This window comes from Roseomonas populi, from assembly GCF_024594815.1.
Taxonomy (GTDB): Bacteria; Pseudomonadota; Alphaproteobacteria; order Acetobacterales; family Acetobacteraceae; genus Roseomonas; species Roseomonas populi.
Genome location: NZ_JANJOU010000025.1, coordinates 16,318 through 30,216, shown reverse-complemented (window position 1 = coordinate 30,216; position 13,899 = coordinate 16,318). Strand labels below are relative to the sequence as shown.

At 69.9% G+C, this 13,899-nt stretch carries 13 protein-coding genes; 6 read left to right on the top strand and 7 right to left on the bottom strand.

Features of this window, described 5'->3' with window-relative positions:
• The first annotated feature begins 333 nt into the window (after window positions 1-333).
• From hpnA to shc, 3 genes are read left to right on the top strand one after another with little or no spacing between them, the layout of a single operon-like run.
• Window positions 334-1,365, top strand: coding sequence for a hopanoid-associated sugar epimerase (gene hpnA, locus NRP21_RS22495; RefSeq protein ID WP_257718487.1), 1,032 nt, complete (start codon window positions 334-336; stop codon window positions 1,363-1,365).
• Between the two features lie 3 nt (window positions 1,366-1,368).
• The gene (locus tag NRP21_RS22490) at window positions 1,369-2,517 is read left to right on the top strand and encodes a glycosyltransferase (RefSeq protein ID WP_257718486.1); all 1,149 of its coding nucleotides are present in this window, start codon (window positions 1,369-1,371) and stop codon (window positions 2,515-2,517) included.
• The gene (gene shc, locus NRP21_RS22485) at window positions 2,514-4,481 is read left to right on the top strand and encodes a squalene--hopene cyclase (RefSeq protein WP_257718485.1); all 1,968 of its coding nucleotides are present in this window, start codon (window positions 2,514-2,516) and stop codon (window positions 4,479-4,481) included. Before NRP21_RS22490 ends, shc begins: the two co-directional genes overlap by 4 nt.
• Before the next feature lie 65 nt (window positions 4,482-4,546).
• On the opposite strand, the gene NRP21_RS22480 is transcribed toward shc, so the two are convergent.
• Window positions 4,547-4,771 (bottom strand): hypothetical protein, encoded by a 225-nt coding sequence (locus NRP21_RS22480; RefSeq protein WP_257718484.1) that lies wholly within the window; start codon window positions 4,769-4,771, stop codon window positions 4,547-4,549.
• A 277-nt stretch (window positions 4,772-5,048) separates the two neighbouring features.
• Here NRP21_RS22480 and NRP21_RS22475 point away from each other — a divergent pair, with 277 nt between their 5' ends.
• A complete protein-coding gene (locus NRP21_RS22475; RefSeq protein ID WP_257718483.1) occupies window positions 5,049-5,678 on the top strand; it encodes a phosphorylase family protein in 630 nt (209 codons plus the stop codon).
• On the opposite strand, the gene hpnH is transcribed toward NRP21_RS22475, so the two are convergent.
• Both hpnH and NRP21_RS22465 read right to left on the bottom strand, forming a co-directional pair.
• Window positions 5,625-6,839 carry an adenosyl-hopene transferase HpnH gene (gene hpnH / locus NRP21_RS22470; protein WP_257718482.1) on the bottom strand — a complete coding sequence of 405 codons (1,215 nt, stop codon included), beginning with the start codon at window positions 6,837-6,839 and terminating at the stop codon, window positions 5,625-5,627. The genes NRP21_RS22475 and hpnH overlap by 54 nt on opposite strands.
• A 13-nt stretch (window positions 6,840-6,852) precedes the next feature.
• On the bottom strand, window positions 6,853-7,011 hold the full coding sequence (locus tag NRP21_RS22465) for a hypothetical protein (protein ID WP_257718481.1): 159 nt from the start codon (window positions 7,009-7,011) through the stop codon (window positions 6,853-6,855).
• A 496-nt stretch (window positions 7,012-7,507) separates the two neighbouring features.
• Between NRP21_RS22465 and NRP21_RS22460 the strand changes: the two genes are divergently transcribed.
• Entirely contained in the window at window positions 7,508-8,440 is a 933-nt protein-coding gene (locus tag NRP21_RS22460) for a ferritin-like domain-containing protein (protein WP_257718480.1), read from the top strand.
• A 1-nt stretch (window position 8,441) separates the two neighbouring features.
• Window positions 8,442-9,032, top strand: coding sequence for a CDP-alcohol phosphatidyltransferase family protein (locus NRP21_RS22455; protein WP_257718479.1), 591 nt, complete (start codon window positions 8,442-8,444; stop codon window positions 9,030-9,032).
• Here the strand turns inward: NRP21_RS22455 and NRP21_RS22450 are convergent, their stop codons facing one another.
• Genes NRP21_RS22450 through aepX form a run of 4 tightly spaced genes read right to left on the bottom strand, consistent with a single transcriptional unit; the run spans window position 9,033 to window position 13,874 of the window.
• Window positions 9,033-10,118, bottom strand: a complete 1,086-nt coding sequence (locus NRP21_RS22450; RefSeq protein WP_257718478.1) for a 2-aminoethylphosphonate--pyruvate transaminase — start codon at window positions 10,116-10,118, stop codon at window positions 9,033-9,035. It abuts the gene before it with no gap.
• Window positions 10,115-11,104: a lysylphosphatidylglycerol synthase domain-containing protein gene (locus NRP21_RS22445; protein WP_257718477.1), complete on the bottom strand. Its 990-nt coding sequence runs from the start codon at window positions 11,102-11,104 to the stop codon at window positions 10,115-10,117. The genes NRP21_RS22450 and NRP21_RS22445 overlap by 4 nt, the downstream gene beginning before the upstream one ends.
• Window positions 11,101-12,237, bottom strand: coding sequence for a phosphonopyruvate decarboxylase (gene aepY, locus NRP21_RS22440; RefSeq protein WP_257718476.1), 1,137 nt, complete (start codon window positions 12,235-12,237; stop codon window positions 11,101-11,103). Before aepY ends, NRP21_RS22445 begins: the two co-directional genes overlap by 4 nt.
• On the bottom strand, window positions 12,234-13,874 hold the full coding sequence (gene aepX, locus NRP21_RS22435) for a phosphoenolpyruvate mutase (protein ID WP_257718475.1): 1,641 nt from the start codon (window positions 13,872-13,874) through the stop codon (window positions 12,234-12,236). Before aepX ends, aepY begins: the two co-directional genes overlap by 4 nt.
• Window positions 13,875-13,899: the final 25 nt, after the last annotated feature.

Below are 13,899 nucleotides of genomic sequence, written 5' to 3'. Positions count from 1 at the left end.
TATCGAGCAAGGCGACGAGATCGGGGGTAACTATTGGCAACCCTGAATTTGAGAATGCCTCTCAAATTCGAACAACAGATCCGTCTTGATGCGGGCTTGTCGAGCCCTGCTCTTCCGATCTGGTCGCGCCGAAAGGGTTTCATCCCGGAGCAGCCCCTTCCCGAGGAGAACCAGTGTTCATCGCCGGAACGCTTTATTTCCGTTCTGGATCTGATCCGAAAGCTATTCCCTCCGGGCCGGGTTTGACGTTCAACAGACCTCCGGGCATGCCGGGCACCGCCATAAAAGGGAACGCAGGCCATTCCTGACGCTGACCGGCCGATCGCCCCCGTAGTGGGGCCCCTTCCCGGCCCCGCCCCCTTTTCACTCCACCCAGGCGAGACCGCGCTCGTCACCGGTGCGTCCGGCTTCCTGGGATCGGCCGTCGCCCGGGCCCTCACGGCGCGCGGCCTGCGCGTACGGGTCCTCATCCGTCCCTCCAGCCCGCGCGGCAATCTGGAGGGGATGGGTTGGGAACCCGTGGCCGGCGACCTGACCGACCCCGCCTCCCTCCGCGCCGCGCTCGCGGGGGTGCGGTACCTTTTCCATGTCGCGGCGGATTACCGGCTCTGGGCCCCCGATCCCTCGGTGATCCACCGGGTGAACGTGGAGGGCACGCGCGACCTGATGCGGGCGGCGCAGGCAGCCGGGGTGGAGCGGATCGTCTACACGAGCAGCGTCGCCACCCTGAAGCTGGCCGGCGCCGCCGGCCCGGTGGACGAAACCGCCCCGCAGGACCCCGCAGCCGCCATCGGCGCCTATAAGCAAAGCAAGACCGCGGCCGAGCGTGTGGTGGAAGCGATGGTGGCCGGGGACGGCCTGCCCGCGGTGGTCGTGAACCCCTCCACCCCCATCGGCCCGCGCGACATCCGACCCACCCCCACCGGCCGCATCATCCTGGACGGCGCGCGCGGCAAGATCCCCGCTTTCGTCGAGACAGGGCTGAACTTCGCCCATGTGGACGACATCGCGGAGGGCCACCTGCTGGCCTTTGAGCGGGGGCGGGCCGGCGAGCGCTACATCCTCGGCGGCCAGAACGTCTCCCTGCAAGATTTCCTGGCGGAGGTGGCGCGGCTCTCCAACCGTCCCGCCCCCCGCGTGAAGCTGCCGCGCGGCCCCCTCTACCCCCTGGCCTGGGGCGCGGAGGCGGTGGCACGGATCACGGGGAAGGAGCCGATGCTGACGGTGGATGGGCTGAACATGTCCCGCTACCGGATGTTCTTCACCTCGGCCAAGGCGGAGCGGGAGCTGGGCTATACCGCCCGGCCCTGGCAGCAGGGCGTCGCCGATGCCATCGCGTGGTTCCGCGGCGCGGGCTATCTATAGGGCATGTCCCTCCTCCTCGGCCTGGTACCGGTCGCGATCTGGCTCGTCCTGCTCCTCGCCCGCGGCGGCTTCTGGCTGTGCCGGGAGCGTGACAGCCGCGACCCGGCGCCGGAGCCAGCGGCCTGGCCCCGCGTGGTCGCCGTGGTGCCCGCGCGGGACGAGGCGGACGTGATCGCCCGCTCCATCGGCAGCCTGCGCGCGCAGGACTATCCCGGCCCCTTCTCCGTGATCCTCGTGGATGACGGCAGCACGGACGGCACCGCCGAGGCAGCGATGTCAGCCCTCGGGGCCACCGCCGACCGCGCCCCACTGGAGGTGCTGCGGGGCGAGCCCCTGCCCGGGGGCTGGACGGGCAAGCTCTGGGCACTCTCCCAGGGCGTGCGCCATGCCGGGGATGCCCCGGACTACTTGCTGCTGACCGATGCCGATATCGGCCACGCGCCCGACAATCTGCGCGCCCTGGTGGCGCGGGCGGAGGCGGGGCGGCTCTCCCTCGTTTCCCTCATGGCCGAGCTCTCCTGCGCCACGGCGGCGGAGCGTTTCCTGATCCCGGCCTTCGTGTTCTTCTTCCAGACGCTCTACCCCTTCCGTTGGGTGGCGGATGCGCGGGCCCGCACGGCCGCCGGTGCCGGCGGCTGCATGCTGGTCCGGCGCGAGGCGCTGGAGCGCATCGGCGGGATCGCCGCCATCCGCACCGCCATCATCGACGACTGCAACCTGGCCCGCCGCCTGAAGGGGACCGGCCCCATCCGGCTGGACCTGACCCGGCGCGCCCGCAGCCTGCGCCCCTATGGCGGGGTGGCCGAGATCGGCCGGATGGTTTCCCGCTCCGCCTATGCCCAGCTCGGCTACTCACCCCTTCTGCTGGCGGGAACGGTGCTGGGCATGGCCCTCACCTACCTGCTTCCGCCCGCCCTGGCCCTCTTCGGGGATGGCCCTGCGCGGATCGCGGGGCTGGTAGCCTGGGCGATGATGGCGCTTGCCTTCCAGCCCATGCTCCGCTTCTACCGCGTCTCTCCGCTCTGGGGGCCGGCACTGCCGGTCATCGGGGCGGCCTATACATGGTTCACCCTGCAATCCGCCCTGCAGGTCTGGCGCGGCAAGGGCGGGATGTGGAAAGGGCGGGCCCAGGCCATGGCGGGCCGCGCATGACGGATTTGCCGAACGACCTCCTCTCCGACACCGAGATCGACCTGAACGCCGTCCAGGCCGGGATCTCCCGCGCCTCCGACGCGCTGCTGCGGCAGCAGCGGGAGGACGGCCACTGGGTCTTCGAGCTGGAGGCGGACGCCACCATTCCCGCCGAGTACATCCTGCTGCGCCAGCACCTGGCCGAGCCGGACGACCTCGAGCTGGAGCGCAGGATCGGCAACTATCTCCGCCGCATCCAGGGCGACCACGGCGGCTGGCCCCTGTTCCACGGCGGCGCCTTCGACATCAGCGCCTCCGTGAAGGCCTACTTCGCCCTGAAGATGATCGGGGACAGCCCGGACGCCCCGCACATGGCCCGCGCCCGCACCACCATCCTCGCGCACGGGGGCGCAGGGCGCGCCAACGTCTTCACCCGTATCCTGCTGGCCATGTACGGCGAGCTCTCCTGGCGCCGCGTCCCCACCATCCCGGTGGAGATGATCCTGCTGCCGCGCTGGTTCCCCGTGCATATCGGCCGCATGTCCTACTGGGCGCGCACGGTGCTGGTGCCGCTGCTGGTGCTGCAGGCGATGCGCGTGCGGGCGCGCAACCCGCGCGGCGTACGCATCCAGGAGCTTTTTGCCTCCCGCCGCCTCTCCTGGAAGCGGGCGCGCAGCCACAAGCACCCGGGCTGGGCCCTGTTCTTCAACGGGCTGGACGGCGGGCTGAAGGTGGCCGAGCCCTTCTGGCCGCGAACCCTGCGCCGTCAGGCCATCGACCGCTGCGTGGCCTTCGTGACCGAGCGGCTGAACGGCGAGGATGGCCTGGGCGCCATCTACCCGGCCATGGCGAATGCCGTGATGATGTACGACGCGCTGGGCTACCCGGAGGACCACCCGGACCGCGCCATCGCCCGGCAGTCCGTGGAGAAGCTCCTCGTCATCCGTGAGGACGAGGCCTATTGCCAGCCCTGCGTCTCCCCGGTCTGGGATACGGCGCTGACGGCGCACGCCATGCTGGAGGTGGGCGGCGAGGCCGCCGAGGCGGCCGCCGCGCGCGGCCTGGAATGGCTGAAGCCCCTGCAGGAGCTGGAGGTGAAGGGCGACTGGGCCGAGGTGCGCCCGCATGTCCGCCCGGGTGGCTGGGCTTTCCAGTACCGCAACGCCCACTACCCCGACCTGGACGACACCGCCGTAGTGGTGATGGCCATGGACCGCGCCCGCGGCCAGATGAGCCTGGACTCGCGCTACGACGAGGCGATCGCGCGCGGCACCGAGTGGACGGTGGGGCTGCAGAGCGGCGATGGCGGCTGGGGCGCCTTCGACGCCGACAACACGCATTTCTATCTGAACAACATCCCCTTCGCCGACCACGGCGCCCTGCTGGACCCACCCACCGCAGACGTCTCCGCCCGCTGCGTCTCCATGCTCGCCCAGCTCGGCGAGACGCGGGAGAACCCGCGCATGCGCGCCGCCCTGGACTATCTGGAGCGCGAGCAGGAGCCGGACGGAAGCTGGTTCGGCCGCTGGGGCGTGAACTACATCTACGGTACCTGGTCCGCCCTCTGCGCCCTCAACGCCGCCGGGCTGGACGGCACCGCGCCCTCCGTCCGCCGCGCGGCCGACTGGCTGATCGGCATCCAGAATCCCGATGGCGGCTGGGGCGAGGACTGCCAGAGCTACAAGCTGGACTACCGGGGCTACGAGCCCGCCCCCTCCACCGCGTCCCAGACGGCCTGGGCCCTGCTGGGCCTGATGGCGGCTGGCGAGGTGGACCATCCGGCCGTGGCGCGCGGGATCGAGTACCTGCGCCGCAGCCAGGGCGAGGACGGGCTATGGGCACAGGACCACTACACGGGCGGCGGCTTCCCGCGCGTGTTCTACCTGCGCTACCACGGCTACCCGAAGTTCTTCCCCCTCTGGGCCATGGCGCGGTTCCGAAACCTGAAGCAAGGCAACGCGGCGCGGCCATTGCACGGGATGTGAGCAGGAGTGGGGCGCCCCTCTCCTCCGCCAAACTCCCGACGCCACGCCGAGCGCTGCCCGCGCGATTACCCGATGAAGTCCCGCGCCTCCGGAAGGGGGGCGTGCCTGACCGCGGACATCAAGGCCTCGAGACGCGGGAGCATCTGCGGGCTCGTGGCGCGGAGCCGTTCGGACAGGTCGCTCAGCGCCGTAAGCACCTCGCCCTGCGCCGTAAGGTCCCGGGAACTGGCCAGCATGGCCAGGCTTTCCGCGATGGCAAGCGCCAGAAAACCGAACTCGTCCTGCTGCATGTGGCCCGCGCGAATGCTGTTTCAGTTCTCGATATGAGCGGCATCATGGCGGGGCAAGTATCTATCCCGCAATGTCCTTTTATATGGCGCGCCCTGATCTTCGAACCGCGCAAACAGCCTAACAACCAGAGATTAACAATTACCCAATTCCGAAATCCGTTACGCGATCCGCCGAACTTCTTTTCTCGCATTGGTTGAATTTTTGCGGCCTACAGATGTCCCGCCGTTCCGCCTTTAGACCTTCCGCGCTACGCAGCGCGTTTTCGGGGCTGCCGGCATGACGATCCTCATCGCGACGGGACTGATGCGGGAAGCTCGCATCCTGGCCGGCTCCGGAACCAGGGTCGTCGTGGGCGGCGGGGCTTCCGGGCGGCTGGAAGCGGACCTCGACCGGCTGGTCCCCGGGATGGCCGGCATTCTCAGCATCGGCATTGCCGGCGCGCTGGAACCAGGATTGCGGCCGGGTGACTGGGTGGTCGATGGCGAGGCCGCCTGGTCGGCCCGCCTGGCGGCCACCCTGCCCGGCGCCCGGCGTGGCGGGGTGCTTGGGCAGGACCACATGGTGGCCGAAGCGGCCGATAAGGCAGCCCTGCACCGGGAAACCGGTGCCCTGGCCGTGGACATGGAGTCCCACATCGCCGCCCGCGTCGCCTACCGTCACGGACTACCCTTCGCCGCCGCCCGCGTCATCTCGGACGGCGCGGACCGCAGCCTGCCGCCCGCCGCGCGGGTAGGCATGCGGCCCGATGGCGGGATGAACCTGCCGGCCGTGCTGCTCTCCCTGGCCCGCAACCCCCTCCAGCTCCCCGCCCTGATCCGGACGGGGTGGGAGGCGGAGCGGGCCTTCCGGGCGCTACTCCGCGGCCACGATGCTCTCGGGCCCGGCCTCGCCGGCCCCACCGGGTGAACGGGTGATCTTCACCCGCGGGCCGTGCTTGGCGCCCTTCGCCGGCGCAGTGGCGCGGATCTCCGCCAGCTTCTTCTCCACATGGCCGGAGAAGACGTAGTCGGCGGGCCGCTGGTTATCGAGGGAGATGTCCTTCGCCATCGCGCCCGTGGTGCGGATGCCGCCCACCTGCACCTTCAGCGCCTTGATGGGGTTGGTGATCATGTGCTTCACGGCCGAGGCCTCGAAGCCGGAATGGACCATGCAGTCGGCGCACTTCTCGTAGTTGCCGACGCCGTACTTGTCCCACTCCGTGTCGTCCATCAGCTCCTTGAAGGTCTTCGCGTAACCCTCGCCGAGCAGGTAGCAGGGCTTCTGCCAGCCGAAGACCGTGCGCGTCGGGTTGCCCCAGGGCGTGCACTTGTAGGCCTCGTTCCCCGCCAGGAAGTTCAGGAACATCCGGCTCTGCGTGAAGGGCCAGGCCTTGCCGCCCCGCCCGCGGGAGAGGATGCCGCGGAACAGCTCCTTCGTCTTGGTGCGGTTCAGGAAGTGCTGCTGGTCCGGCGCCCGCTCATAGGCATAGCCCGGGGAGACGGTGATGCCGTTCAGCCCCATCGCCGTCACCTCGTCGAAGAAGCGGGCGGTGCGCTCGGGGTCGGCGTCGTTGAACAGGGTGCAGTTGATGGAGACCTGGAAGCCCTTGGACTTCGCCAGCTTGATGGCCTCGACCGCCTTCTCGTACACGCCGTCCTGGCACACGGACTTGTCGTGCATGATCTGGTCGCCATCCAGGTGGATGGACCAGGTGAAGGCCGGGCTCGGCTTGTAGTCGTCGATCTTCTTCGCCAGCAGCAGGGCGTTGGTGCAGAGGATGACGAACTTCTTCCGCTCCAGATAGCCCTGGACGATTCTCGGCATGTCCTTGTGCAGCAGCGGCTCGCCGCCCGCGATCGAGACGACGGGCGCGCCGCACTCGTCGATCGCTTCCATGCACTGCTCGTAGGACAGGCGCTGGTTCAGGATCTCGTTCGGGTAGTCGATCTTGCCGCAGCCGGCGCAGGCCAGGTTGCAGCGGAACAGCGGCTCCAGCATCAGCACCAGCGGGTAGCGTTTCCGCCCGGAGAGTTGCTGCTTCATCAGATACGCCCCGATCCGGGCGGCCTGCAGCATGGGGATGCCCAAAACGGCGCTCCTCTTATTCGGCTGGCTGGGCGATCGTCGCGTCGGACGGTGCCCGGAGTTCACGGGGTAAGCGGAACCCCATGTTTTCCCGGATTCCGTCCATCGCCGCAACCTCCACCGCTCCCGCGCCGCCCGCATGGCCGCGCAGCGCGGGCAGCACGTCCAGCACCATCTCCCCCGGCGCGGAGGCGCCGACGGTCAGCCACGCCGTCCCGGCCCTGATGCCAGGACCTGATCCAGCTCGCCGCATTCGCGATCAGGTGCCTCGGCAGGCCTTGTTCAAGGCCAATCCCCCGTGGGCCGATCGAATTGGAGCGGCTGCGACATTCCGCCACGCGCGGGAGATCCGCTTCAGGGAGGAGTGTTGGCGGCCGGTCCTCCGAACGGAAGGTGAGAAAGAGCGGCCCATCAAGCCGCGAGGGGCTGCGCCTCCGGCTACCCGGTACGGCGAGCGTAGGACCATCCGGGAATGCGGTTCCATCGAGGAGCTCCTCCAGAACGGACGGAAGCTCCGCCGCCCCTGCAGCACCCGCATGGGTTGCGCGGGGCGGCACGGCTTTCCCCCGGCCATGGCAGCTTCCCGCCCCGGGCGGGTTGCGTTCCTGGGCCAGGCGCCCATTATTCCCGGTCCCGGTTGAGGATCGCCGGGTCTTTTCTGGGGTTTTCCGATGTCGTCGAGTCCTGCCGAGACCGTTCCTCTCGACAGCCCCACCGTGGCCGCCGCCGACCACACCGCCCGCCACTGGACCTTCGACGAGCCCGGCCCGGTGCGGATCGGCAGCGACGCGCACATGCGGATGTTCGCGCGGATGCTGCTGGAGACGCATAACCCCTATAAGCCGCGCGTGCTGGACTGGCCGAAGCTGGACGCCGAGGCCCATGCCCGCCTCACCAGCCTGCCGATCTGGGATATCGCCGTGCAGACAGAGGGCCGCGCCTCTCTCCGCGTGCACGACTACGCCCGCACCATCGCCGACCCGCTGCTGAACCGGGCGATGGTGATGGATGCGGACGAGGAGGCGCGCCACAAGAAGGTGCTGTCCAACCTCGTCGAGGCCTATGGCGTGGTCCTGGAGCCGGAGCCCGAGTACACGGGCTTCAAGGACGTGGAATGGGGCTGGATGCGCACCGGCTATTCCGAGTGCATCGACAGCTTCTTCGCCTTCGGCCTTTTCGAGGCTGCCCGCCGCTCCGGCTTCTTCCCCCCCGATCTCGTGGACACCTTCGAGCCGGTGATCCAGGAGGAGAGCCGCCACATCCTCTTCTTCCAGAACTGGGCCGCCTGGAAGCGGGCGCAGCAGCCCCTGTGGCGCAAGCCCTATTTCCTGGCGAAGACCGCGGCCGTTTGGGCCGTGCTGCTCTGGGACCGCTTCGTGCTGGCGCGCGACCTCGGAGGCTCCTCCTCCCAGACGAACTTCACCGCGAACTCGGACTCCATCGGCATTTCCATGAGCCCGGCGGAGCTGATGGGCATCTGCCTGGCGGAGAACGACCGGCGCCTCTCGGGCTACGACAAGCGCCTACTGCGGCCGAACACCGTGCCCTTCTTCGTGCGCCTCGCCCTACGCTTCATGAAGACCCCCAAGCCAGCCGCGGCGTGACGTGAGCAGCAACACCGTCATCCACCGGATCGTCCGCCCGGCCGTGCGGGTGATCGCGCCCACGGGGATCACGCCGAACGCCATCACCACCATGCGCCTGTTCAGCGGCATTGCCGCCGCAGTCGCGCTGGGGCTGGACGCCGGCACCTGGCAGGCGATCGGGGCGGGGATCTTCCTGTTCTCCATGCTGCTGGACCGGGCGGACGGCGAACTGGCCCGCTCCACCGGCCAGACCAGCCCGGCCGGGCACCGCTACGACCTGCTCAGCGACTGCCTCTCCAACGTCATCGCCTTCATCGGCATCGGGGTGGGGCAGATGGAGGCCATCGGCAACACGGGGCCGGTGCTGGGCACGGTGGCCGGGATCGCGATCGGCGCCATCTTCTGGCAACTCCACATCCTGCGGATCGGAACGCTGCGGGGCTGGGAACCCGTACCCGGCATCGTTATCGACCCGGACGACATGCTCGCGCTCGTACCGGTTTTCATCTGGGTCGGGGTTGCGGTGCCGATGCTCTGGGCAGCGGCGATCATCACACCGCTCGCCGCCCTCTACCTCGCCGTGGCGGGCACGCGGCAGCAGCGGGCCTGATCAGGCGGGGGCCAGCACCTCTTCCACCGCCGCCAGAAGCCGCTCGAAATCCGCGCGGGCGAGGGCGCCGATGCAGCCGATCCGGAAGGTCTCGGCCTGCGTCAGCTTGCCCGGGTAGATGAGGAAGCCGCGCTCGGCCAGCGCGTCGTAGAAGGGGCGGAAGGCCAGGCTCTCCGGCAGGCGGAAGGTGGCGATGATCGGGGCTTGCAGGGCCTCGTCCAGGAACAGATCGAAGCCCAGGCGGCGCATCCCCGCCAGCATGATCCGCAGGTTGTCCGCGTAGCGCGCCAGACGCGCGGGCTGCCCGCCCTCCGCCTCGAAGGCCCGCAGCGCCTCCACCAGCGCCGCCACCACCTGCACGGGCGGGGTGAAGCGCCACTGGCCGTCCTTCTCGAAGCCCTTCCACTGGGCGTGCAGGTCGAAGGAGAGGGAGGGGCTCTGGCCAGCCGCCGCTTCCAGCGCCGTGGGCGTGACGAGGGCGAAGCCGATCCCCGGCACTCCCTCCAGGCACTTGTTGGAGGATGCGAGAACGGCCGTGACGGGCGTGGCCGAGAGATCCAGTGGCAGAGCGCCAAAGCTGCTCATCGCATCCAGCAGGAAAGCGCGACCGGCCCCGGCGACGGCGGCCGCCACCTCCTCCACCGGGTTCAGAAGCCCCGTCGTCGTCTCGCAATGCACCAGCGCGACATGGGTGATGGCGGGATCGGCCCGCAGCGCCTCCGCCACGCGGGCCGCCTCCACTGGGCGATCCTCCGGCCAGCGCAGCGCCTCCACCGCGCGGCCCATCCGCTTGGCGATGGTCACCATCCGCTTGCCATAGGCGCCGTTGATCAGCACCAGAAGCTTGTCCTGCGGCCCGACCAGGGTGGCGATCGCCGCCTCCACGATGAAAGTGCCGGAACCCTGGAGCGGCACGGCCACATGCGTCCCCTCCCCCTTCGCCACGCGCAGAAGCCCGGCACGCAGTTCAGCCGTGAGGGCGATGAAGGCCGGATCGCGCGATCCCCAGTCCCGCAGCATGGCGCGGCGGGTGCCGATGGCGGTGGTCAGCGGCCCAGGGGTCAGGAGGATGGGGCTGTCGCTCATGTCGCGCCTCTTGCTTCGGCCGCGGGCCGCGCGCCCGCCACGCTCCAGCGCCAGGCGATCACGCCCGGCACGCCGAGGATGATGTCGCGGATCCGCCGGATCAGCACCAGCGCGATCGCCTTATCCGGCGGGATGCCGAAGAGGGCGCAGATCAGCACGTAGCCGCCCTCCTGCACGCCCAGCGCGCCGGGGATGAAGAAGCCGGCGCTGCGGACCGCCTGGCCAAGGCTCTCGATCACCAGCGCCTCCGCCAGCCCGGCCTCGATGCCCACGGCCCGCATCGCCGCCCAGGTCTCCACCACGCCGATCAGCCAGGAGACCATGTGCCACCCCCCGCTGCGCCAGAGCCGCCCGGGTTGGGCGTAGAGGTGCTGCACCGTGTCGTTCAGCCCGGAGAGCTCGCCGAGCGACGTCCAGCCCACCCGCGCCGCCAGCTTCGGCAGCATGCTCTCCACCACCTTGAACAGGCCCCAGCGCTGGGCGGCGATGAAAAAGCCCGTCACTCCCGCGCCCATCGCCGTGCCGGCCACCGCCCAGAAGGTGGCGGAGGTGCCGGCCGCGTGCGGGATCAACAGCAGCGCCGCCAGCCCCATGAGGGAGAAGACGATCTGCGACGCCATCTCCGTGCCAAGGTCGATGGCGAGGCTGGCGATCACTTTCACCTTCGCCACGCCCATCCGCACCAGAAGCTGCGCCCGGATCAGCTCCCCCATCGCCTGCACGATCGGCAGCAGGGCGTTGGTGGAAACGCGGATCCAGCGCAGGAAGGCCAGCCCCATCACGCCGGGGCGGCGGGGATCCTCGATCAGCGGCCCCCAGCCGAGGCCGGAGGCGAAGATCTGCCCGACGTTCAGCGCCAGCACCGCCGCCATCCACCAGCCCGTCTGCAGGATCAGGTGCAGGATTGCGTGCGGATCATTGGTGGCGACCAGCGCGACGGCGATGGACAGGCCGACGAGCAGGCTGACGACGGTGGAAAGGATCACGCGGTGACGAAGTCCCGGAACCGCCGCGCCACGTCGGCCGGCTTCACCGTGGGGCGCCCCAGCTTGGTCATGGACCCCGGCGCGATCCGCAGATGGATCATCGCCGGCCCGCCAGCGGCCAGCGCCGCGCGGAAGGCGGCCTCAAACCCGTCCAGCGAGGAGGCGGAAGCCGCGTAGCGGTAGCCGCAGGCCAGCGCGATGGCCGCGAAGTCCACGGAAGGCGAGACGGTGGCCTGCCCGCCCGTGGAGTCATGCACGCCATTGTCGAGCAGCAAATGCACCAGCTTCTTCGGCGCGTAAGCACCGATGGTGGCGAAGGTGCCAAGCTTCATCAGCGCCGCGCCGTCGCCGTCCAGCACCACCACGGGCTTGTCCGTGTTCAGCGCCACGCCGAGGCCCATGCCGCTGGCCCCGCCCATGGAGCCGACCTGATAAAGGTGCTGCCTCCGGTCGGCGAGCGTGAACAGCTCCCGCCCGCACTTGCCGGTGGTGGCGATCACCGCCGCGTCCTCCGGCACGAGCGAGAGGAACCGCTCCAGCACCGCCGCGCGGGCGGGCCGCTCACCGGAGGCCGGGCAATCCTCGCGTCGCCCGGGCACCGGCAGGGCGCGCGGGGTCTGATTCAGGTCGCGCTCCTCCACATCGTCCTTTCGCACGACGAAGGCGTAGGGCAGCCCCGTTTCCTCCATGCGCGCGGCGGCGTGGTCCAGCGCCGGGCCCAGCGCCTGCCGGGCCTGCGGGAAGGGCGCCTGCTCCAGCCGCATCAGGGAAATCAGGTCCTGGGTGATCTGGCCCATGATCTCGTGCTGCGGCTCGTCGGGGATGCCCGGCTCGCCGCGCCAGGTCGTCAGGAACAAGGTGGGGATGCGGAAGGGATGGTTGAGCGAGGTCAGCGGGTTCACCGCGTTCCCCAGTCCGGAATTTTGGCACATCACCACCGTCCGCCGCCCGGCCAGCCAGGCGCCGGAGGCGATGGCCACCGCCTCCCCCTCGCTCGCCGCGCCCACGTAGTTCAGCGCGGGCGTGGAGAGCACGCCGTTGATGAGCGGCGTCAGGAAGCTGCAGGGCACGCCCGTGTAGAAGTCGAAGCCGGCGCGCCCCGCTTCCTCGATGAAGTCGTCAGCCTTGATCATGTGAAGTTACGGGCTTCCGCCAGGTCCGTCAGGGTGTCCACGTCCAGCCAGTGGCCGCTGAAGTACTTCACGCGCACCGGGTGCTTCGCCGCGAGGCGGGTGAGCAGAAGCGGCATGTCCGCACCCTCCAGCACGCCCTCGGCCTCCATCGCCGCGATCTCCTCGCGCAGCCACTCGGCGCCGCGCGCGGTGAAGCGGGCCAGGCCCATCCACTCGCCATGGCACTCCGCCGCCGGGACGTCCGCGGCCAGCCGCACGAGATGCGCGGGCCGGTCGTCCAGGTAGTCGCCGGAGAAGCGGCGGTCGGCGGTGACGAGGTCGCGGTGCCCGGGCCGGGGCTGCGCGCCCAGCGTGTCCACCGCCACCACCACGTCGGCGCGGCTCGTCAGCAGGCTGTCCAGGATGTAGCGGCGGAACAGCACGTCGCCATAGGCCACCACCGTCTCGCCCTTGATCGCGTCCCGCGCGCAGGCGAGCGACATGGCCTCGCCCGTCGTGGCATGGCGGTCGTTGTCCACCATCCGCACGCCTTGCAGCGTCACCGCCTCCTTGCGCTCGCCGCGCACCACGGAGACGTCGCGCACGCCGCTCTCGCGCAGCGTACCGACCAGCCGCTGCAGCAGGGACTGGCCGCGGATGTCCACCATGCACTTCGGCACGTCGCTGGCGACCCCTTCCAGCCCGCCGCCACCGGCCGCGAGGACGACGGCGGAAGGCGCGGGCTTGCTCGGCAGGTAGCGGCGCTCCGCCTCCTCCAGCTCGGCATTGCCCATCAGCCGGAAGATGTCCTTCACGGTGGCGACGCTGCCCTCCACGCGCATCAGGGACTCATCCTCGTGGATGCGCGAAGCCGTCTCCCGCATCGCGGCCATGGAGGCGCGCAGCAGGTGGTTCGCCCAGATGATGGTGGAGATGCCGGCCTGCCGGTACAGGTCCGTGGGCGTCGCGTAGTACATGGTCGGCACGATCACCAGCGGCGCGCGGTTGCCCCAGCGCTGCGCGAAGGTAAAGATCTCGTCCGCGTTCGACTTCTTGGAATGGATGAGGATCGCGTCCGCGCCGGCCGCGTGATAGGCCTCCGCGCGCCGCAGCGCCTCCTCCATGGAATGGCCGGAGATCAGCGCCTCCACGCGGGCCACCAGCACGAAATCGTCGTCCGTCTGGCTGTCCTTGCCCGCCTTGATGCGGCCGCAGAACTCGTCCACGTCCGCCAGCGGCTGCGCCTCCCCGATGAAGGAGTTGGTCTTGGGGAAGAGCTTGTCCTCGATGCAGACGCCGGCGATGCCGCGCTCGCAGAGCTTGCGGACGAAGCGGCGGACATTGTTGAAGTTGCCGTGCCCCGTATCGCCATCCACCAGGATGGGCAGGGTGGTGGCATCCGCCATGTACTCCAGCACCTCCAGCACCTGCGTCCAGGACGCCTCGTTGCTGTCGCGCAGGCCGAGGGCTGCGGAGGTGGTGAGGCCCGAGGCCCAGACGCCGCGGAACCCCGCCTCCTGCACGATCTTGGCGGAGAGCCCGTCATGCGCCTCCATCAGGAAGGAGAGGCTGGGCGAGGTGATCTCCCGCCGCAGGGCAGCGAAGCGGGTGGCGGGGGCATCCAGGGGGCGGGTGCCCGGCAGGCTGGCGTGACTCAAGGCGTATCCCTTCGGGCGGATGGCC

Coding starts and splice junctions, on each gene's coding strand:
- NRP21_RS22490 (WP_257718486.1), top strand. CDS start 1,369: ATGTCCCTCCTCCTCGGCCTGGTACCGGTCGCGATCTGGCTCGTCCTG.
- shc (WP_257718485.1), top strand. CDS start 2,514: ATGACGGATTTGCCGAACGACCTCCTCTCCGACACCGAGATCGACCTG.
- NRP21_RS22480 (WP_257718484.1), bottom strand. CDS start 4,771: ATGCAGCAGGACGAGTTCGGTTTTCTGGCGCTTGCCATCGCGGAAAGC.
- NRP21_RS22475 (WP_257718483.1), top strand. CDS start 5,049: ATGACGATCCTCATCGCGACGGGACTGATGCGGGAAGCTCGCATCCTG.
- NRP21_RS22465 (WP_257718481.1), bottom strand. CDS start 7,011: ATGGTGCTGGACGTGCTGCCCGCGCTGCGCGGCCATGCGGGCGGCGCG.
- NRP21_RS22460 (WP_257718480.1), top strand. CDS start 7,508: ATGTCGTCGAGTCCTGCCGAGACCGTTCCTCTCGACAGCCCCACCGTG.
- NRP21_RS22450 (WP_257718478.1), bottom strand. CDS start 10,118: ATGAGCGACAGCCCCATCCTCCTGACCCCTGGGCCGCTGACCACCGCC.
- aepY (WP_257718476.1), bottom strand. CDS start 12,237: ATGATCAAGGCTGACGACTTCATCGAGGAAGCGGGGCGCGCCGGCTTC.